The 19,484-nt window shown below is 70.5% G+C and carries 15 protein-coding genes; 10 read left to right on the forward strand and 5 right to left on the reverse strand.

The window, feature by feature from the left end; translation table 11 throughout:
* Nucleotides 1-2,706 carry a PAS-domain containing protein gene (locus KHU32_RS14265; RefSeq protein WP_213670746.1) on the reverse strand — a complete coding sequence of 902 codons (2,706 nt, stop codon included), beginning with the start codon at nucleotides 2,704-2,706 and terminating at the stop codon, nucleotides 1-3.
* Between the two features lie 211 nt (nucleotides 2,707-2,917).
* Between KHU32_RS14265 and rpmH the strand changes: the two genes are divergently transcribed.
* From rpmH to KHU32_RS14300, 7 genes are all read left to right on the forward strand, one after another.
* Complete coding sequence (gene rpmH / locus KHU32_RS14270; RefSeq protein WP_131547129.1) at nucleotides 2,918-3,052, forward strand: 50S ribosomal protein L34; 135 nt, start codon at nucleotides 2,918-2,920, stop codon at nucleotides 3,050-3,052.
* 37 nt (nucleotides 3,053-3,089) lie between these two features.
* A complete protein-coding gene (gene rnpA / locus KHU32_RS14275; RefSeq protein WP_213670747.1) occupies nucleotides 3,090-3,440 on the forward strand; it encodes a ribonuclease P protein component in 351 nt (116 codons plus the stop codon).
* Entirely contained in the window at nucleotides 3,437-3,736 is a 300-nt protein-coding gene (gene yidD, locus KHU32_RS14280) for a membrane protein insertion efficiency factor YidD (RefSeq protein ID WP_213670748.1), read from the forward strand. The genes rnpA and yidD overlap by 4 nt, the downstream gene beginning before the upstream one ends.
* Nucleotides 3,737-3,745: 9 nt before the next feature.
* Nucleotides 3,746-5,527: a membrane protein insertase YidC gene (gene yidC, locus KHU32_RS14285; RefSeq protein ID WP_213670749.1), complete on the forward strand. Its 1,782-nt coding sequence runs from the start codon at nucleotides 3,746-3,748 to the stop codon at nucleotides 5,525-5,527.
* Nucleotides 5,524-6,195, forward strand: a complete 672-nt coding sequence (gene yihA / locus KHU32_RS14290) for a ribosome biogenesis GTP-binding protein YihA/YsxC (protein ID WP_213670750.1) — start codon at nucleotides 5,524-5,526, stop codon at nucleotides 6,193-6,195. Before yidC ends, yihA begins: the two co-directional genes overlap by 4 nt.
* A 70-nt stretch (nucleotides 6,196-6,265) precedes the next feature.
* Nucleotides 6,266-7,147, forward strand: a complete 882-nt coding sequence (gene argB / locus KHU32_RS14295; RefSeq protein ID WP_213670751.1) for an acetylglutamate kinase — start codon at nucleotides 6,266-6,268, stop codon at nucleotides 7,145-7,147.
* Between the two features lie 246 nt (nucleotides 7,148-7,393).
* Nucleotides 7,394-10,177: a hybrid sensor histidine kinase/response regulator gene (locus KHU32_RS14300; protein WP_213670752.1), complete on the forward strand. Its 2,784-nt coding sequence runs from the start codon at nucleotides 7,394-7,396 to the stop codon at nucleotides 10,175-10,177.
* A gap of 18 nt (nucleotides 10,178-10,195) precedes the next feature.
* Here the strand turns inward: KHU32_RS14300 and KHU32_RS14305 are convergent, their stop codons facing one another.
* The gene (locus tag KHU32_RS14305; protein ID WP_213670753.1) at nucleotides 10,196-10,714 is read right to left on the reverse strand and encodes an acyl-CoA thioesterase; all 519 of its coding nucleotides are present in this window, start codon (nucleotides 10,712-10,714) and stop codon (nucleotides 10,196-10,198) included.
* Between KHU32_RS14305 and KHU32_RS14310 the strand changes: the two genes are divergently transcribed.
* The gene (locus KHU32_RS14310; protein WP_213670754.1) at nucleotides 10,713-11,672 is read left to right on the forward strand and encodes a tripartite tricarboxylate transporter substrate binding protein; all 960 of its coding nucleotides are present in this window, start codon (nucleotides 10,713-10,715) and stop codon (nucleotides 11,670-11,672) included. The two genes, KHU32_RS14305 and KHU32_RS14310, sit on opposite strands and share 2 nt — an antisense overlap.
* A 271-nt stretch (nucleotides 11,673-11,943) precedes the next feature.
* The gene (locus KHU32_RS14315; protein ID WP_213670755.1) at nucleotides 11,944-14,109 is read left to right on the forward strand and encodes a glycosyltransferase; all 2,166 of its coding nucleotides are present in this window, start codon (nucleotides 11,944-11,946) and stop codon (nucleotides 14,107-14,109) included.
* Here the strand turns inward: KHU32_RS14315 and KHU32_RS14320 are convergent.
* Nucleotides 14,049-14,951: a glycosyltransferase gene (locus KHU32_RS14320; RefSeq protein WP_213670756.1), complete on the reverse strand. Its 903-nt coding sequence runs from the start codon at nucleotides 14,949-14,951 to the stop codon at nucleotides 14,049-14,051. The genes KHU32_RS14315 and KHU32_RS14320 overlap by 61 nt on opposite strands.
* A gap of 204 nt (nucleotides 14,952-15,155) precedes the next feature.
* Here KHU32_RS14320 and KHU32_RS14325 point away from each other — a divergent pair, with 204 nt between their 5' ends.
* A complete protein-coding gene (locus KHU32_RS14325; RefSeq protein WP_213670757.1) occupies nucleotides 15,156-16,187 on the forward strand; it encodes a GHMP family kinase ATP-binding protein in 1,032 nt (343 codons plus the stop codon).
* 57 nt (nucleotides 16,188-16,244) lie between these two features.
* Here KHU32_RS14325 and KHU32_RS14330 read toward each other — a convergent pair whose 3' ends face one another.
* Nucleotides 16,245-17,510, reverse strand: coding sequence for a DNA polymerase IV (locus tag KHU32_RS14330; RefSeq protein ID WP_213670758.1), 1,266 nt, complete (start codon nucleotides 17,508-17,510; stop codon nucleotides 16,245-16,247).
* 55 nt (nucleotides 17,511-17,565) lie between these two features.
* Nucleotides 17,566-19,476 carry a PhoX family protein gene (locus KHU32_RS14335; protein ID WP_213670759.1) on the reverse strand — a complete coding sequence of 637 codons (1,911 nt, stop codon included), beginning with the start codon at nucleotides 19,474-19,476 and terminating at the stop codon, nucleotides 17,566-17,568.
* Between the last annotated feature and the right edge of the window lie 8 nt (nucleotides 19,477-19,484).

Raw genomic sequence — 19,484 nt, forward strand, 5'->3', positions numbered from 1 at the left:
TCAGGCGGCGGCGGTCCCCAGCGCCGGCCTCGCCACCGCCAGCGTGTCGACCAGCAGCTTGTCCAGCTGCCCGCGCGAGGCTTCCACGCCGATGGCGTCGCTGGCCCGCGCCGCCTCCTCGATGGCCTGCGCCGCCTCGGCCAGCAGACGCGCCCCCACCATCCGCGCCGAGCCCTTGAGGCGGTGCGCTGCCTCCGCGAGCTTCGGACCTTCGGAGGCTTTCAGGCGGTCGATATCCTGCGCCGCCTGCTCGGCGAAGCTTTCCAGGATGCCCAGCAGCCGCTCCCGATCCTGCCCGAAGAGGCCGCGCAGGGCATCGGGATCGAAGAGCGCGCCGCCCGCGGGGGCGCCCTCGCGCGCCAGCCCCGGCATGAAGCGCCCGAGTGCGCGGGACAGGCCGACCAGCGTCACCGGCTTGGCGACGAAGCCGTCCATGCCGGCGGCGTAGCACCTCTCCGCCTCGCCCTTCAGCGCATTGGCCGTCACCGCGATGAGGGTGGTGCGCGGCAGGCGCTGGGACTGCTCCTCCTGCCGGATGGCCCGCGCCAGCTCGAAGCCGTCCATCTGCGGCATGTGGATGTCCAGCAGCACCACCGGGGGTCGATGCTGCCGCCAATGCGCGAGACCCTGCGCCCCGTCATTCATCGTCACGGCCGGGATGCCCAGGAGCTCTAGCTGCCGGGTGATGACCTCGCGGTTCACCGGATGGTCGTCCACCACCAGGACGCGGCCCGGCGGCGCGCTGCCGGGCGCGGCAGCGGGCGCCTCGGCCACGGCGCGGGTCGCCGCGGGCGCGACGGCGGGGGCCAGCCGCAGCGTCACGAGGAAGCGGCTGCCCCGGCCCGGCAGGCTCTCGGCCCGCACCTCGCCATCCATGAGCTCGGTGAGGCGGCGCACGATCGAGAGGCCGAGGCCCGTGCCGCCGAAGCGGCGGGTCGTCGAGCTGTCGGCCTGGGTGAAGGGCCGGAAGAGCCTCGCCAGCGTCTCCGCATCCATGCCGACGCCGCTGTCCTCCACGATGAGGCGGACCGACACCACGCCCTCCTCCAGGCGGGTCTGGGCCGCGAGACGGACGAAGCCGCGCTCGGTGAACTTCAGCGCATTGCCGATGAGGTTGAAGAGGATCTGCCGCACCCGCGTCGGGTCGCCCTCCAGCCAGTCGGGGCCCGGATCGGCGGGGTCGGCGAAGAGGGTGAGGCCGCGCTGGCGCGCCTGGGGCATGAGCGTCTCGACCGTGCCCTCGATCAGGCTGCGGAGGCTGAAGGGCAGCGCCTCCACCTCCATGCGCCCCGCCTCGATCTTCGAGAAGTCGAGGACGTCGTCGATGATGCGCAGCAGGGACTGTGCGCTGTCCCGCATCACGACGACGCTGCGGGCCTGGTCCGTGCCCAGCTCCGAACGCTCCAGCAGCTCCAGCATGCCAAGCACGCCGTTCATGGGGGTGCGGATCTCGTGGCTCATGGCCGCGAGGAAGGCCGACTTGGCCTGGGCCGCGGCCTCGGCGGCGTCCCGCGCGGCCTCGGCCTCGGCCTGGGCCGCCAGGGCGGCCTGCTCGCTCGACTTCAGGGGCGTCACGTCCCGCGCCTGGCTGATGAGCCGGCGGCCCGAGAGCAGGGTATGGCTGAACTCGACCCAGCGGCCATCCGGCATGTGACGGGCGCAGCGCGCCGTCCCGCCGGCTTCGACGGCGGCGAAGATCCGCTCCCGCTGCGCGCGCACCAGCGCCTCCTCATCCTCCGGCGGGCCGAAATCGCCGCGCCGGACCAGCCAGCGCAGGCCCTCGGCGAGATCCGCCCCGGGGGCATAGAGCTCCTGCGGCACGCCCAGCAGCTCCTGGTGGCGGCCATTCGCCAGGATGACCTTCGCCTCCGCATCGAAGAGCGTGACCAGCGCGTCGGAGCTGTCCAGCACTTCCCGAAGCAGGGTGCGCTCGACCTCGAGCTCCGCCTCGCGCTGCTTCAGCTGCGTGATGTCGCGCGCCTGGCCGATCATGCGGCCGCCCGAAATCACCCGATAGGCGAATTCCAGCCAGCGGCCATCCTGCATCTGCCGGCTGAAGCGGGTGACCTCGCCCGAATAGATCCGGGTCAGCCGGTCACGGATCTCGCCGCCCACCTCCCCGGCCTGGCCGAAGCCGTGCTGGCTCATCCACTCCATGGCGCCGAGGAAGGAGCCGCCGGGTTCCATCAGCTCGCGCGGCAGCCCCATGAGGTCCCGGTGGCGGTCATTGGTCAGCAGCACCGTCCCGCCGGCGTCGAAGAGGGCGATCAGGGCGTCGCTGCTGTCGATGACCTCGCGCAGCAGGGTGCGCTCGGCCTCCAGCTCGGCCTCGCGCTGGCGCAGGGCGGTGACGTCGCGGCAAAGGGCGAGTCGCCCCCCGCAGGGCGCGTCCATGAGGGTGAGCTCGAATCCGCGCCCGTCCGGAGACTGCCAGGCGAAGCTCCGGCGGCCGGATTCGGAAAAGGCCGCGAGCAGGCCGGCAGCCTCGTCCGGCCGCAGCAGCCGTGCCGCCTCCAGGGCCGCGATCTGCTCGGCCAGCGGGGTTCCGGCGGCCGTCAGCGGCGCCGGAAGGCCGAGCCATTCGTCGAGGGGGCCCGCGGCCCAGCGGCGATTCAGCGCCGCGTCATGCAGAGCCACCGCGCCGCCCAGGCCTTCCATCAACAGAGGCAGGAGCGCCGCGACGGAGTCCGGCGGCGGAACAGGCATGGAGGAACTGGCCATCGGCCATCGGGTAGCACGCGATCCGTGGTATGGTCCGTCTCGTCTGTCACACGCGTGCTGTCTTTGACGGCTTGGACGGCGGCGAAGCGTGCGAGGTTGACCCTCCCCTTCCGCCTCCCTATACAGCCCGACACCGCCGGGGTGGGTCACCCACCGCCGGCACCTGCCATTAAAGTGTTACTCCCAGGAGCCTGCCGTGAAGCGCACCTATCAGCCCTCCAAGCTCGTCCGGAAGCGCCGGCACGGTTTCCGCGCCCGCACGGCCACGGTCGGTGGCCGCAAGGTGCTCGCCAACCGCCGCTCCAAGGGCCGGGCGAAGCTCTCCGCCTGATTCTTCCGCGATCGCGGCGCGGTAAGGAGGACCAGCCATGCTCGGTCGCCTCAAGCGCCGTGCGGAATTCGTGAAGACCGCGAAGGCGGGCCGCCGTGCGGCCCGCGATTCGTTGGTGCTGCAGGCCCTGGCGCGTCCTGACGACGAGACGCGCATTGGCTTCACCGCGACCAAGAAGATCGGCAACGCCGTGGCGCGCAACCGCGCGAAACGGCGCCTACGCGCGGCCGCGCGCCTGTCGCTCGGCGCGGCGCCGCCCGCCGGGTGGAACCTGGTGCTGATCGCGCGCGACGCCACCGGAAGCTGCCCCTTCCCCCGCCTCCTCGCCGACCTCGACGGGGCGATGAAAAAGGCGGGCGTGCCGCGGCCGACAGGCGACGGGACATGAGCCCCGCCGGCGCGGCCCTCAAGGGCGCGGTGGTCGCCTATCAATGGACGCTGCGGCCGCTGATCGGCTGCAACTGCCGCTTCTACCCCTCCTGCTCGGACTACGCGCTCGAAGCGCTGACCGCGCACGGGGCGTTGCGCGGCTCGTGGCTCTCCACGCGGCGCATTCTTCGCTGCAATCCCTGGCATGCCGGTGGCTACGACCCGGTGCCGCCCTCGCCCAGGTCGCCCTCTCCGGCGCGGCCTTCCCCGACGCAGGACGCGCCCAGCCTGGCGCGCACCAGCCCCGAGATCTGATCGAGACCCATGGACCAGAAGCGCCTCATCGCGGCGATCGCGATTTCCATCGGCATCCTCTTGACCTTCGAGGTTTGGAACAAGGCGCATAACCCCGCGCCGCCGCCCGCCGTCACGACCGAGGCGCCCGCCGCCGGAAGCACGGCCGCGGTCCCGGCCCCCGTGACGCCCAGCCGGCCCGGCGGTACGCCCGGCACCGACGTCTCGGCCGCGGCGCCGGCCACCCCGGCCCAGATCATCACGGTGAACAACGGCCGCGTGGAGGGCCGCCTCTCCGCGCGTGGCCTGACGCTCGAGCACCTGACCCTCACGGACTACCGCGAGACCATCCAGCCGAACTCGCCGCTGGTGACGCTGCTCGCGCCGCGCGGCTCGCCCGATGGCTACTTCGCCCAGTGGGGCTGGACGGCCGCCGACGGCCGCACCCGCGTGCCCGACAACGACACCGACTGGACCGTGACCGGCGGCCCCCTCTCGGCCACGACGCCTGTCACGCTCAGCTGGGACAACGGCCAGGGCCAGGTCTTCGAGGCCGTGGTCTCGCTCGACACCGACTACATGTTCCATGTCGACCAGCGGGTCCGGAACAACGCCGCCGAGGCCATCACGGTCCTGCCCTGGGGCCGCATCCGCCGCGAGCACACGCCGCCGCTGGCCGGCTTCTACATCCTGCATGAGGGCTTCATCGCCGTGCAGGACGGCCGCCTCGTCGAGATCACCTATGCCGACGGCAAGAAGGCCCAGACGGGCGAGCGCCGCGCGCAGGGTTCGGCCTGGGACAACGACGCCACGCAGGGCTGGGCCGGCCTTTCCGACAAGTACTGGCTGACGGCGCTGACCCGCGCCGATGACGGCGTGGCGCTGCGCAGCGCCTTCCGCCACATCGTCGACGGCACGGCCGACCGCTGGCAGGTGGACGTGGCGCCGCCGGCGGCCGTGACCGTGGCCCCGGGCGCCACCGCCAACCTCGCGACGCGTCTCTTCGCCGGCGCCAAGGAAGTGCGCCTGCTCGACCGCTACCGCGACAACCTGCACATCCAGAACTTCGACAAGGCGATCGACTTCGGCTGGTTCTACTTCATCACCAAGCCGTTCTTCTACGCGATCGACTGGCTGTTCCACTTCACCGGCAACTTCGGCATCGCCATCCTGCTCTTCACGCTGGCGCTGAAGATCGCCTTCTTCCCGCTGGCCAACAAAGCCTACAAGAGCATGAGCCGGATGCGCGTGCTCGCGCCGAAGATGACCGAGGTGCGGGAGCGCTATAAGGACGAGCCGCAGAAGATGCAGGCCGAGATGATGGCCCTGTACAAGTCGGAGAAGGTCAACCCCGCCTCGGGCTGCCTGCCGATCCTGCTGCAGATCCCCGTCTTCTTCGCGCTGTACAAGGTGCTGCTGGTCACCATCGAGATGCGGCACGCGCCCTTCTTCGGCTGGATCCGCGACCTTTCGGCGCCTGACCCGACGAACCTGTTCAACCTCTTCGGGCTCTTCGCCTTCACCCCGCCGACCTTCCTGCACCTGCCGGCCTGGGCCCTGATCATGGGCATCACGATGTTCATGCAGCAGCGCCTGAATCCGCAGCCGCCGGATCCGATCCAGGCCAAGGTCTTCGCCTGGATGCCCGTCATCTTCACCTTCATGCTCGCGAGCTTCCCGGCGGGTCTGGTGATCTACTGGTCCTGGAACAACCTGCTCTCGGTGGCCCAGCAGTGGTACATCATGCGCGGGGTCGCCAAGGCCAACCCGAAGCCGCCCGCCCAGGGCGGCGCGGTCACGGCGAAGAAGTGACCCTCCCCGCCGGAGGCCTGAGCGAGGCGCGCGACGAGGCCGAGCGCGCTTCGCTGATCGAGGCGGGGCGCCTGCTCTTCGCGCGGCGCTGCGACTTCTTCACCGCCGCCCAGGGGCTCGACCACCTTCCCCCGCCCGAGGGGATCGAGGTCGCGCTCGCCGGGCGGTCGAATGTGGGCAAGTCCTCGCTCATGAACGCGCTGACGGGCCAGAACTCCCTGGCCCGGGTCTCGGTGACGCCGGGGCGGACCAAGCAGCTCAACTTCTTCCGAGTCGAGGAGAGCCCCCTCACCCTCGTCGACATGCCCGGCTACGGCTACGCCAAGGCGTCGAAGGCGGTGAAGGAGGACTGGCAGGGGCTGATGTTCGACTTCCTGCGCGGCCGGCCGAACCTGCGCCGCGTGCTGCTGCTCATGGATGCGCGCGTAGAGACCAAGGCGTCGGACACCGCCGTCATGGACCTGCTCGACCGCGCGGCCGTGGCCTTCCAGCTGGTGATCACCAAGGCCGACGGCGTGAAGCCGGGTGCCCTGGCCCGGCGCCAGGCCGAGGTCGAGGCGCTCGCCCGGAAGCATCCGGCGGGCCATCCCCTCGTCGTCACGACCAGCAGCGAGACGGGTGCCGGCATCGAGGAGCTGCGGGCGGAGCTGGCGGCGCTGGTCGCCTGAGCCCCCGCGGCCGGGTTGACGCGTCGCGACGCGCATCCGATAGCCGGTCCAACGCTTCCAAGGACATGTGATGGACGACGCTCTCGCCCAGATGCAGACGCTGACCGGCGCTCTGCCCTACCTCAAGCGCTACGACGACCAGATCGTGGTGGTGAAATACGGCGGCCACGCCATGGGCGAGGAGGAGACGGCGCTCCGCTTCGGCCGCGACATCGCCCTGCTTGAGCAGGTCGGCGTGAACCCGGTCGTGGTGCATGGCGGCGGGCCGCAGATCAACGCGATGCTCTCACGCCTCGGCGTGAAGTCCACCTTCGTGCAGGGCCTGCGCGTCACCGACCAGCAGATGGTCGAGGTCGTCGAGATGGTCCTGGCGGGGACGGTCAACAAGCAGGTGGCCGAATCCATCACCCGGGCGGGCGCCATGGCGGTCGGCATCTCGGGCAAGGATGGCGGGCTGATCCGTGCCCGCAAGGCCACGCGCACCATCAAGGACCCCGGCTCCAACATCGAGCAGGTGCTGGACCTCGGCCTGGTGGGCGAGCCCGAGGGTATCGACACCAAGGTGCTGAAGCTCCTGATCGGCGCGGATATCGTGCCGGTGATCGCGCCCGTGGGCGTGGGCAAGGATGGCCAGACCTACAACATCAATGCCGACACGGTGGCCGGCGCGGTCGCGGGCGCGCTCTCGGCCGAGCGCATGCTCATGCTGACCGACGTGCCGGGCGTGATGGATGCGGACAAGAACTTCATCACGGAGATGACGGTGGCGGAGGCCCGCGCGGGCATCGCGGCCGGCTGGATCGCCGGCGGGATGATCCCCAAGGTCGAGACCTGCATCTACGCGGTCGAGCAGGGCGTGAAGGGCGCGGTCATCCTGGATGGCCGGGTGCCGCATGCCGTTCTTCGCGAATTGTTCACGGTCGGGGGCGCGGGAACCCTGATCAAACCCTGATCAAATCCCGAGGTCGCCTTTTCTCGCCAGGCGTGAAAATGACCGCGACACCCTGGTGGCCAGAGAGTAGAAGTCCTGGGAAGAGGCCGGATCGGCAACGGCGGGGTGCCGCGCGTTGCCGTACCAAGGGTGTATGACAATGGGTGAATCCCAGGCTGGCGCGCCGCGCGACGAGGTCCGATCGGCGCCCCGGTTGGAAGTCCGTTCCGCGCATCCGTGAACGGGGCATCCACGCGCGCTCCGGGGATGAATCAAGCTCGCCTGAAGGTTCTCGTTCTCGGCACGACGGCCGTCGTGCTGGTGGCGATCGGGCTGCTTGTCGGGCGCATCCTCTCTCGCGGCGAGGGGATCGCCGTCGCCACCGCGCAGGACATCGTCACCCGCTCCGCCGATATCGCGGAATCCCTGCTCAACCGTCACCTCCTCCAGGTCGAGGGCCAGCTGGCCAGCCTGGGCGAACTTCTCAGCCAGGGCTTTCTCGACGGCGAGGACGCCGTGCCGACCAGCCATGTGCTGCGCGAGATGACGGTCCATAGCTTCACCTACCGCAACCTCATCCTGGCCCGGCTGGACGGCATCGTCTGGGCCTCGGCGGTGGAAGCCCGGCGCGACCGGCCGATCTCCATCCCGGCCGACCGGCTGCTGACGGATTTCCGGACGGAATCGGCGGTGATCTTCGGCCCCGTGCCGCATCCGCAGAGCGGCGAGCTGATGCTCGTCATGATCCGGCGGATTCCGGCAGGCGCCGGCCGCCCCGACCTCCTGGCCGCGGCGGAGATCCCGACGGCGCTGATCACCTCGGCCCTGGCGCCGATGGCCAATCCCTCGGCCCTGCGCATCCGGCTGGAGCGGATCGATGGGATGGTGCTGGCCGCGGGCCCCGGCCAGGAGATGCTGGAAGGAACGCGTCTGGCCGAGCCCGCCCTCCTCATCGAGCGGCAGAGCAGCGTGGTCCGCAGCCGGGACCGCCAGGGAGAGGGCATGGTCTTCGCGACGGCGCGGGCGATCTTCTATCCCGGCCTCATCACCGTCGCCGTGCTGCCGGAGGAAGCGGCGATCGGCGACTGGCTTCAGATCCGTCGCCGCGTGATCGCCGGCGCCGTGGCCATCATGGCGCTGGTCGCCGCCTTCGGGACCGCGCTTTTCATGGTCCTCAGCGCGCGCCAGCGGGCCGCGATGGACCGGGAGGCCGCCAGCCGGCGCCTCAACGACGCGGTGGAAAGGCTGCCCGACGGCTTCGTGCTCTGGGATGCCGAGGACCGGCTGGTCGTCTGCAACTCGCGCTACCGGGCCCTCATGGGCCTGGGCGGCGACGTGCTGGTGCCCGGCTTCCGCTTCGAGGAGCTGGTCCGCTTCGGGATCCAGCGGGGCCTCTTCCGAAGCCGCTCCTCGGTCTCGATCGAGCGGCGGGTCGCCCGCGCGCTCCAGTCCCACAAGCTGCCCCGCGGCGTCTTCGAGCGCGAGCTCTCCGACGGGCGCTGGCTTCGCATCGCGCAGCAGCGCATGCCCGATGGCGGCATCGTCGTCATCCTCGCCGAGATCACCGCGGCCCGGCAGACGATGACCGCGCTGGCCGAGGCCCGGGACGGCGCGGATCGCGCCACGGCCGCCAAGTCCCGCCTCCTCGCCCATATCAGCCACGAGCTCCGCACGCCTCTCGCCGGGCTGCTGCGGCTGGCGGAACGGCTGGGCGGAGCGGACAGCCTCTCCGCCACCCAGAGCCGGCAGGTGACGCTGGTGGGCTCCACCGCCCGGCACCTCCTGGCCCTGGCCAACGAGGTCCTGGACCTCGCTTCCATGGAGGCCGGCAAGCTCCAGCTGAACCTCGGCCCGATGGCCCCCGTGACCGTCCTCGAGGATGCGCTGGCGATGGTCCAGCCGCTCGCCGAGGCCAAGGACGTCCAGCTGAGCTTCATGCCGGAGGGGCTGCCGGCGTGGATCGAGGCCGATGCGACGCGGATCCGGCAGATGGTGCTGAACCTGCTCGCCAATGCGGTGAAGTTCACGCCAGCGGGCAGCCTGGTGCGGTTGGATGCCACGGTCCATTCCAGCCCGCCGCTGCTCCGCATCGAAGTGGCCGACCAGGGGCCGGGTGTGCCTGAGACCGAGCGTGGCCGCCTCTTCACCGATTTCACGCGTCTGGCCCCCAACCAGACGGAGGGCACCGGCCTCGGCCTTTCCATCACGGCGCGGCTCACGGCGCTGATGGGCGGCCGGATCGGCTATGCCGACGCGCGCGGCGGCACGGGGGCCTGCTTCTGGATCGAGCTGCCGCTGGTCCTCGCCGCCGAGGAAGCGGACGGCGCAGAGGATGGCAGCCCCAGCGCGCCTTTCGACGCCGAGCGGCGCCTGCGCCTGCTCGCGGTCGATGACGTCGCGGCCAACCTCGCCGTCCTGCAGGCGCTGCTGGCACCCACAGGCTTCGAGCTCGAGACCGCAGGCGACGGCGCCGCGGCGCTGGAGGCGGTGGCCCGGGCCGCCCAGGCGTGCCGGCCGTTCGATGCCCTGCTCATGGACGTCATGATGCCCGGCATGGACGGGATCGAGGCCACGCGCCGGCTGCGCGCGCTGCCGGACGGCATCGGGCAGATGCCCGTCATCGCCCTCACCGCCGGCGCGTTTCCGGAGGATGTGGCGGCCTGCCGGGCAGCCGGGATGGTCGCCCACCTCAGCAAGCCGGTTCAGCGACCCCAGCTCCTGGGCATCCTGGCGGAGATCCTCCGTGCCGCCTCGCCGCATTCGTCCGGTCCGGACGGGTTGGGCGCGCTGCGCCCCCTCCTGCTGGCGGAGCTGCGGCGGCGCCTCGATCAGCTGGACGCCTCGGGGATGGACAAGGCGGCCCAGCTGGAAGCGATGCAGGCAGTCGTCGGCACGGCCGGGCATCTCGACAGGCCAGAGCTGGTGGCCGCCGCTCGTGGCGTGCTCAAGGCGCTGCGCGACGACGACCCGGAAGCGCCGACCCTGCTGCGGCGCCTGCCCTTGGTCTTCCGCGAGGCCTTCCCGGCGCTTGCCGCGGCGGACGCGGCCTAAAAGCGGTCGCCAGAAGGCTCAGGCCGGCTTCGCGCCGTCGCGCTCGATCATGAGCCGCCGCGCTTCCGGCGGGATGGGCGTGCTGACGCCGTCCTTCACACAGACGAGCAGCGCCTTGCATTCGAAGCAGAGGCCGTTCTTCCAGACCGCGTAGTCGTGCGTGAAGCTCGTGTTGCGCAGGCCGGGCACGCGCAGCGTCAGCAGCACCTCGTCCTCGAAGGCCAGTGCCCGGACGTAGCGGGCCTCCAGCTTCGCCACGACCGGCCCCGCCTGGTCGGCCCGCAGCACCTGCCCGAGCGAGCGCCAATGCGCCACGCGCAGATCCTCGAACATCACGAGATAGGCGGTGTGGTTCACATGGCCGTAGAGGTCGCATTCCGCCCAGCGGATGCGATGGCGGACGGCCATGCTCCACTCGCCCTCGACCCCGAATTCCTCCGCCAGCGATGGCGTTGCCTGATTTTCCTGCATGCGCTCCAGGCTGGACGAAAACCGCTGCGCCATCCACCCTGCACGCGGATTGAGCGAGAAAGACATGCCGCATCGCAGGGCCCTCCTGCTGGCGGGAGGCGCGCTGGCGGCGCCGGGCCTGGCCCGGGCGGCATGGCCGCTGGACCGCCCGATCGAGATCATCATCCCCGCGCCGGCGGCCAGCCCTCTCGACGTGACCGGGCGACTGGTGGCGCAGCACCTGCCCCGGCAGTTGCCAGGCCTCCGCTGCGTGGCGGTGAACCGACCCGGTGCCGGCGGGCAGATCGGCTTCGAGGCGATCTTCAACGCCGCGCCGGACGGACGCACCCTCGGCATGGCCTCGGGCACGGCGCTGCAGACGATCGCGATCGAACGGCCGACGCGCTACGATCCGGAGGCCTTCACCTTCCTCGCGAATATCGTGGAGGATGCCGTCGGCTTCTGGGTGAGGCCGGCCAGCCCCTGGACCAGCCTCGAGGACATCCGCCTGGCGGCCCGCGGCGCGCCGGGCGAGATCGGCGTCGGCACCCCCGGCATCGGCAGCGACGAGCACCTGCTCCTCATGGCCTTCGAGGATGCGGCCGAGGTCACGCTGCTGCACGTGCCCTATACGCGGACGAGGTCCATCCAGCGCGACCTCGTGGCCGGCACCCTCCCGCTCGCGGCCTTCAGCGTCGGCAGTGCCCTGCATCTGCTTCGCAGCGGACGCATCCGGGGCCTGAGCCAGGCCGGGCCCGAGCGTTGGTCGGCCGCGGCCGATGTGCCCACCTTCCGCGAGGGTGGTTTCAACCTGCTCGGCGGCGAATCGCACGGAATCGTCGGGCCGCCAGGGCTGCCGGCCGAATTGACGCTGCAACTGGAACTGGCACTGAAGGACATGCTGGCCGACGCCGAATTCGTGCAGGAGGCCGGGACACAGGCGCTGCCGCTTCGGCCGATGGTGGGGGCGGCCTATCGCCGGAGGATGCTCGCGGGACTGAGCTCGCTGCAGAGGCAATGGCAGCGCCGTCCCTGGCGGGACTGAACCTTTCACGCCCATCTGCCTTAGCCTCGGACGCGTTGGCCTCTGGGCGGAGGACAGCAGGCAAATCCGGTGAAAGCGGCGTGAAATGCCTCGCAGAACACAGAATTCCCGCGCCGGTGCCCGCGTCGAAGGCTGCTTGCATGTCCTGCCTCCAGTGCCTATCCGGGCTCATTCTGATCGGCAGCCGCCCACTTTGGAGATGTCCCGCCCCCCAATGCCAACCGACCTTCCTTCGCGTCGTTTTCAATTCGTCGGCCGCCAATTCCGACGGATGCGCAAGATTCTGGGCTGGACGCTGACCGGGCAACTCCCGGCCCAGCTCAGGCAGCGGCGTGGTGCGATACAGGCACGATGGGAGTTCATGGAGGCCTCGCTGCTGCTCAGGCTAGGGCTGCGCAGGGCCTTGCGCCACCAGCTCGGGCTTCCCCCTGCGGTCACCACGCCGGATCCGGCCACCATTTCCTTGCCGACTTCCGAGACCCCGCTGCTGTCGGTGATCATCCCGACCTATGGCCAGGTGCCACATACCCTTCGCTGCCTGGCGACGTTGGCTTCCCATCCGCCCAGCCGGCCCTATGAGGTCCTCGTGGTGGACGACGCCTCGGGAGATCCGCACGTGCCGGAACTCCGGCAGGTCCGGGGCATCCGCCTGACCGAGCGGTCGAAGAACCTTGGCTTCCTGCGCTCCTGCAACGCCGCGGCGGCCGAGGCGCGGGGCGATTATATTTTCCTGCTCAATAACGACACCGAGGTGATGCCCGGCGCGCTCGACGCCCTGCTCGACACCTTCGCGAGCCACCGACAGGCCGGCCTGGTCGGCGCCCGCCTGCTCTATCCGGACGGATGGCTGCAGGAGGCAGGTGGCATCATCTGGAACGACGGCTCGGCCTGGAATTACGGAAATCGGGACGATCCGAGGAAGCCGCAATACAGCTACCTGCGCGAGGCCGACTACATCTCGGGCGCCGCCATCATGATCCCCACCTCGCTCTGGCGGGAGTTGGGTGGCTTCGATGAGCACTACCTCCCCGCCTATTGCGAGGACAGTGACCTCGCCTTCCGCCTCCGCGCGGCGGGCCGGACCGTGCTTTATCAGCCGGAAGCCACCATCATCCACGATGAGGGCGTCTCCCACGGCACCGATACCAGCAAGGGCATCAAGGCCTACCAGCTCAGCAACTCGGAGAAGCTGCGGCAGCGCTGGGCGGAGACCTTCGCGCGCGATCACCTGCCCGTCGGTCAGCGCGTCATGCGGGCGCGCGATCGTGCCCCGCGTCGCCGGATCACCCTTGTGATCGACAACAATGTGCCGGAACGCGACCGCGATGCGGGCTCGCGCACCATGGTGGCTTTCATGGAGGCGCTGATCGCCTCCGGTCGCGTGGTGAAGTTCTGGCCGCTGAACGGCCTGGCCCTGCCCGGCTATACGCGTGAGCTCCAGCAGAAGGGCATCGAAGTCCTCTACGGTCCCTGGTCGGGAAGGTTCCCGCGCTGGATCGCCGCCAATGGCGCGGAGATCGACGAAGTCCTGGTCTCTCGTCCGCATGTCGCGGCGGGGACGTTGGCCCTGCTCCGGCAACATACCGAGGCCGCGATCGTCTTCTACGGCCATGACCTCCACCACGCGCGCTTCCAGCGCGAGCTGGAAGCGACCGGCAACGCTTCGCTCCAGGCGGAGGCGACCCGGCTCCTGGCCGAGGAGCGCCGGGCCTGGCTCGATGCGGATCTGTCTCTCTACCCTTCGGAAGAAGAAGCCAGGGCGGTGCGGGAGCTGGAGCCCGGCGCCCGCGTCCGCGCCATCGTCCCCTACGCACTTCCGGAGCTCGATCGGCCTGATCCTGTTCCCGAGGGCAGGCAGGACCTGCTTTTCGTCGCCGGCTTCGGGCATAGCCCCAATGAGGATGCGGCCCTCTGGCTGGCGCGCGATATTCTCCCCGCCATTCTCGCGGCGCAGCCGGCTACGCGCCTGACCCTCGCAGGCTCGAACCCGACGCCCGCTGTCCAGGCACTAGCCTCCCGGAACATCGAGGTGACGGGCTTTGTGTCGGACGAGGAACTCGCCCGCCGCTATGCCTCGGCGCGGGTGATCGTCTGCCCGTTGCGCTACGGCGCCGGGGTCAAGATGAAGGTTGTGGAAGCGTTGCACCAGGGCGTTCCCCTCGTCACCACCACCGTGGGCGCCCAGGGGCTCGACGGTCTCGATCAGACGGTCGACGTCGTAGATCGCGCGGACGATTTCGCTGCCGCCGTGCTGCGGTTGCTTACCGACGACAGGGAATGGAAGCTCCGATCGGAGGCCGAGGCGAGGTTCATCCGTGGGCGCTTCTCCGCCCAGGCGATGGAGACCGAACTTTCTTGCGCTTTCGAGCAGGCCGCTCAATTCAGCCGGCGAAAGGCCACCCAGGCGCAGAGCAGGACGCCCATCCCTCGCGCGTGATGCGCGAGGCCCGATCGCCGTAGCGCGGCCAGACGCCTTAGGGGCGAGGCATCGCGCAGGCCCTCCGCCGCCTCCACGACCCGCCGGGCTTCCGGCGACAGATGCGCCTGGCGCAGCGCCTTCAGGTGAACGGCCAGCGGCCCCAGGAAGCCCTCGGCCCCGCGCGACAGCACGCGACGGGCCCGATGCCGCCAGCCGGATGCACCTCCGATCACGTTGGCGCCGTGCTGCCGGTAAAGAATAAGCGGCTCGGGATCGAAGACGAGGCGGCCGCCGCCGCCCGTCACCAGCAAGGCGCACCACCAATCGTGAAAGCCTCGCTCCGGAAGCGGCGCGCCGAGTGCCAGTTCCCTGGCCGGGCCGTTCATCACCATGGTGCAGCCGGCGGCGATGTTGTGCGCCAGCAAGGTCGCAAAGCTCGGTTCACGCGCCGGCAGCGGCGACAGGCCAATGGGCTCGAGCTCGGCCGTCACGAGACGTAGCCGCGAGCAGACGATCGTTGGTCGTTCCCCAAGCTGCACCGCGGCGCGCGCGAGCTTGCCGGGAAGCCAGACGTCGTCCTGGTCCATGAAGGCGTAGCAGGCACCCGCCGGGGCGGCGGCGAGCAACGCCAGGAAGGAGGCGCCGGCGCCGAGCCGCCCGCGCGGATCGTCCAGGTGGGTCACGCGGCCGGGATGGGCGGCGGCGAAGCTCTCCAGGATCGCAGGCGTGGTATCGAAAGATCCGTCGTCCCTCCACAGCAGGTGCCAGTCCACGTCACTTTGCGCGGCGAGGCTCTCGAGCTGCGTCGGAAGGTGGGTCGCGCCATTGTAGGTCGCGAGCAGGACGTGAACGGACATCATGGGAAGAAGGTCCAGCCAAGGCACCGTCCGTCAAGTGCGGGCCGGCGCGATGGGCCATCGCGTGCGGCGATTGCCCTTCGGGGCCTAGCTGCTAAACCGCTCGGGGCTCAACATGCGGGCGACGGGTAGGCCGGCGACATGCGGGAGATCGCCATACTTTCTGCCAGCCGTCTGCCAAACCAGCCCTGCGGAAGGATCGGAACGATGATCATACGCGCGCGCGCGCCGCTACGCCTCGGCCTCGCGGGCGGCGGGACCGACGTCTCCCCCTATACCGACCTGCATGGCGGCGCGGTCATGAACGTCACCATCGACCGCTACGCCTATGCCACCGTCGAGCCCCTGGCGGGCGACGAGATCATCGTCGAGAGCGTCGACCTCAAGCGCCGCCGTTCCTATCCCGTGACGGCACGATTGCCGCTCGACGGCGAGCTCGACATCGCCAAGGCGGTCCACAACCGCATCGTCGCGGATTACGGCCATGGCAAGACGCAGGCCGTGCGCATCAGCACCTTCTCGGAAGCACCGGCGGGCTCCGGTCTCGGCTCCTCCTCGGCGATTGTTGTTGCGCTGGTGCAGGCGTTCACCGAATGGCTCGGCCTGCCGCTCGGCGAATACGACGTGGCGCATCTCGCCTATGTGATCGAGCGGCAGGACATTGGTCTGCACGGCGGGCGGCAGGACCAGTATGCCGCCGCCTTCGGTGGCTTCAACTTCATGGAATTCTACGCGAACGATCGCGTGATCGTGAATCCGCTGAAGATCAAGCAGGAGGTGGCGAACGAGCTCGCCTCCCGCACCCTGCTCTGCTTCACCGGCGTTTCGCGCGAGAGCGCGACCATCATCGCCCAGCAGAGCGACAATGTCCGCGCCGGCGCCACCAAGTCGATCGAGGCGATGCATGCGCTGAAGGCCTCGGCGCTCACGATGAAGGAGGCGCTGCTGCGCGGCGACTTCGGCCTGCTGGCCGAGACGCTGCGCGAGGGATGGCTGCAAAAACGCGCCATGGCGAGCGGCATCAGCAATGCCCGCATCGAGGAGGTCCAGGCGGCGGCGATGGCCGCCGGCGCCTATGCCGGCAAGGTCTCGGGCGCGGGCGGCGGCGGTTTCATGATGCTGCTAGCGCCGCTGGAAAGCCGACTGGGCCTGATCGAGACACTGGAAGCCATGGGCTGCCGCGTGGAAGGCTGCTTCTTCACGCAGGAAGGCGCGACGGCCTGGCGCGTCCGCTCGTAGCGACGGCCCTCCGCCGGAAGCAGTGCACCTACCTAAATCAGAGCCGGTTGATCGAAGCTAATCCGGCCGCCGCCGGCCCAGCGCCCGGCCGGCCACCACACTTTCCGCCCCGAACCTTTCCCGGAGCGCCTCGACCGCCCGCCATTTCGCCGCGCGCCTAGGCGCGTTCGGGTCGGCGAGGTCGCCCTGGTCTGCCTCGGTGGCTGCGGCCAGGGGCGCCGCGCCGACGCCCAGCAGGCGGTAGCGTGTACCGTCCGCGGCCTTGGCCAGCAGCGGACGGGCGGCATCGAACATCGTCTCGGGCAGCAGGGTCGGCGCGGACAGCCGCGCGCTGCGGGTGAGCGTCTCGAAGCCGGCCGTCTTGAGCTTCAGCACCACCCCGCCGGCCGCCAGTTCCTTCGCGGCCAGCCGCTTGGCCAGCCGCTCGCAGATGCGCCAGAGCACCGCCTCCAGCTCGTCGATTCCCGCGAGGTCCTCGTCGAAGGTCGTCTCCGCGCTCACGCTCTTGGTCTCGCGATCGGGCGTGACGGGGCGGCTGTCCTCCCCCCTCGCCCGGGCCGCGAGCGAGGGCCCCTCCGCGCCCAGCCGCGCGAATGCCCCCCGCTCGTCCAGCGCCGCAAGCTGGCCAAGCCGCGTGATGCCCGCCGCCTCCAGCCGACGCGCCGCGGCCGGGCCGATCCCCGGCAGGACGCCCACGCGCTCCGGCGCCAGCCAGGCGGCGGCCTCGTCGCGGCCAATCACTGCGAAGCCGCGCGGCTTGTCGCGTTCGGCCGCCAGCTTCGCCATCAGGCGGTTCGCTGCCAGCCCGACCGACACCGTCACCCCCACCTCCTGCTCCACGCGCCGTGCGAAGCGGGCCAGCACGGCGGCGGGCGGCGCGCGGTGCAGCCGTTCGGTACCGGAGAGGTCCAGCACCGCCTCGTCGACGGAAAGCGGCGCCACGAGGGGCGTCAGCTCCTCCATCATCGCGCGAATGCGCCGGCCCTCGGCCACGTATTTCCGGATGTCCGGCTTGATCACGACCGCGTCCGGGCAGGCCTTGAGCGCCTTGAACATCGGCATGGCGCTGTGGATGCCGTAGCCCCGGGCGACGTAGCAGCAGGCCGCCACGACGCCGCGCCTGGCACCGCCCACCAGGACGGGCCGGCTCGCGAGCTCAGGGCGGTCCCGCTTCTCGACGCTGGCGTAGAAGGCGTCGCAATCGATATGCGCGATGGTCAGCGCGAAGAGCTCGGCATGGCGCAGCAGGCGCCGGCCGCCGCAATGGTGGCAGACGGCGCTGGGTCCCGGATCCTGAAAGCAGTCGCGGCAGAGCGCGTCCATCCGCCGAAGATGGACGCGCCGCCGCCTTGGCGGAAGGCCCCTTCCCGCGCTGGGATCAGCTACCGACCGTGCCGCCGCCCGACTTGGTGATCACCACCACGGAGGGCCGCGGCGGCATGCCGTCCTCGAAATCCGGCCAGCGGGTGGAGGGACGCTCGAAGGTGCTGCCCGAATCCTCGCCGGGATGCTGGATCGCGAGGAACAGCGCGCTGTCGTCCTGCAGCATCCAGGGTCCGCAGACCTCGGCGCCGGTGGGTGCCTGGTAGAAGAGGCGCGTCAGCGCGCGGCCCGGGCCGGTCGTGTCGGCCGCGTAGATGCCATCGGCCACGCCCGCCGCGGTCGGCGCGCCATCGGTCGCGATCCAGATGCGGCCCTTGCTGTCGAAGCTGCAATTGTCCGGGCAGGAGAGCCAGCCCTCGGCGCTGGTCGCGCGATGGTACTCGGCGCCGGCATCGAGGCCAGGCTTGCCCGCGCGCAGGAAGAGGCCCCAGCGCATGGTATCGGCCGCGTGCTCGCGCCGGTTGGCGGGGCCTGGCGGAATCATCTCCAGCACATGGCCGTGCTCGTTGCGCGGGCGCGGATTGGCGGCGTCCAGGCGATCCGGCGTGCGCGAGGAGTTGTTGGTAAGCATGACGTAGACCACGCCCGTGGTCGGGTTGGTCTCGACATCCTCGGGCCGGTCCATGGGCGTCGCCCCCAGCAGGTCGGCGGCGCGGCGGGTCTCGATGAGGACGTCGGCCTGGCTGGCGAAGCCGTTCGCCGCGGTCAGCGGGCCCTGGCCGTGCACCAGCGGCAGCCAGCGCAGCGTGCCATCGGCCTCGAACTTCGCGACGCTGAGCTTGCCCTCGTCCAGCAGGTCGCGGTTGGCCGCCGGGTCCTGCGGATTCCAGGGCCGCGCGGTGACGAAGCGGTAGACGTAGTCGAAGCGCTCGTCGTCGCCCATGTAGATCACGAGGCGGCCGTCAGGGGCGATCGCATGGGTCGCGCCCTCGTGCTTCATGCGGCCGAGCGCCGTGCGCTTGATGGGCAGGCTCGCCGGATCATAGGGGTCGATCTCCACGACCCAGCCGAAGCGGTTCGGCTCGTTCGGCTCCTTCGAGCGGTCGAAGCGGGCGATGTGGCGGTGCCAGCCATAGCCGGGCGTCGCGGTGATGCCATAGCGGCGATGGCTTTCCGCCTGGGCCGGATCGGCCAGCTCGCCGCCGAAGTAGGTATTGAAGTTCTCCTCGCAGGTGAGGATCGTCCCCCAGGGCGTGGTGCCGCCGGCGCAGTTGTTGAGCATGCCGAGCACGCGCGTGCCGGACGCGTCCTCGCTGGTGCGCAGGCGCGGGTGGCCGGCGGCAGGGCCGCTGATGGTCATCGGCGTGGCGCCCGTGATGCGGCGGTTGAGGCGCGGATGGGCCGCGGGCTTCCAGCGGCCCTCGACGCGCTCCAGCTCCACGATGCTGCCGCCATGGGCCATGAGCTCGGCCTGGGCCTGCTCGGCCGAGACGCGGGCACGGGCCTCGTTGCCGGTGCCCATGCCGGGGAACATCAGGTTGGTGTTGGTGTATTCGTGGTTGGCCCAGAGCAGCGCGCGCTCGCCGATCCGGCCGCCGCGCTCCGGCGGAATGACCGCGATGAAGTCGTTGTTGTAGCCGAATTGCTGGGCCTGGGCGGCGGCGGTCACGTTGCGCGGGTCGAAGGCCGGCGCGCCGGGCACCACCGGGTCGCCCCAGCGGATGACGACGTGCTTCTCATGCCCCTCGGCCACGGCGTCGGTCTGGGCCAGCTGATGGCGAAGCTCGGGGAAGGTCAGCGTGGAGGGGCCGCCCTGCATCGGGGCCTGCGCCTGGGCCGTGCCGGCAAGGCCTGTGGCGATGGCGCCGAGCAGCGCGCCGCGGCGGGAGAAGCGCGCCTCGATGATCTCGCCGATGGTGGCGCGGGGCGCGGGGTTGCTACCGATGTCTTCGGGCTCGATGGTCATGGCGTCAC

Source organism: Roseococcus pinisoli (assembly GCF_018413645.1).
GTDB lineage: Bacteria > Pseudomonadota > Alphaproteobacteria > Acetobacterales > Acetobacteraceae > Roseococcus > Roseococcus pinisoli.

What these genes read in the sequence shown, in the direction of transcription:
- KHU32_RS14265 (WP_213670746.1), bottom strand. Translation starts at nt 2,706, where the DNA reads ATGCCTGTTCCGCCGCCGGACTCCGTCGCGGCGCTCCTGCCTCTGTTG.
- rnpA (WP_213670747.1), top strand. Translation starts at nt 3,090, where the DNA reads ATGCTCGGTCGCCTCAAGCGCCGTGCGGAATTCGTGAAGACCGCGAAG.
- yidD (WP_213670748.1), top strand. Translation starts at nt 3,437, where the DNA reads ATGAGCCCCGCCGGCGCGGCCCTCAAGGGCGCGGTGGTCGCCTATCAA.
- yidC (WP_213670749.1), top strand. Translation starts at nt 3,746, where the DNA reads ATGGACCAGAAGCGCCTCATCGCGGCGATCGCGATTTCCATCGGCATC.
- argB (WP_213670751.1), top strand. Translation starts at nt 6,266, where the DNA reads ATGGACGACGCTCTCGCCCAGATGCAGACGCTGACCGGCGCTCTGCCC.
- KHU32_RS14300 (WP_213670752.1), top strand. Translation starts at nt 7,394, where the DNA reads ATGAATCAAGCTCGCCTGAAGGTTCTCGTTCTCGGCACGACGGCCGTC.
- KHU32_RS14310 (WP_213670754.1), top strand. Translation starts at nt 10,713, where the DNA reads ATGCCGCATCGCAGGGCCCTCCTGCTGGCGGGAGGCGCGCTGGCGGCG.
- KHU32_RS14305 (WP_213670753.1), bottom strand. Translation starts at nt 10,714, where the DNA reads ATGTCTTTCTCGCTCAATCCGCGTGCAGGGTGGATGGCGCAGCGGTTT.
- KHU32_RS14315 (WP_213670755.1), top strand. Translation starts at nt 11,944, where the DNA reads ATGCGCAAGATTCTGGGCTGGACGCTGACCGGGCAACTCCCGGCCCAG.
- KHU32_RS14320 (WP_213670756.1), bottom strand. Translation starts at nt 14,951, where the DNA reads ATGATGTCCGTTCACGTCCTGCTCGCGACCTACAATGGCGCGACCCAC.
- KHU32_RS14325 (WP_213670757.1), top strand. Translation starts at nt 15,156, where the DNA reads ATGATCATACGCGCGCGCGCGCCGCTACGCCTCGGCCTCGCGGGCGGC.
- KHU32_RS14330 (WP_213670758.1), bottom strand. Translation starts at nt 17,510, where the DNA reads ATGGACGCGCTCTGCCGCGACTGCTTTCAGGATCCGGGACCCAGCGCC.
- KHU32_RS14335 (WP_213670759.1), bottom strand. Translation starts at nt 19,476, where the DNA reads ATGACCATCGAGCCCGAAGACATCGGTAGCAACCCCGCGCCCCGCGCC.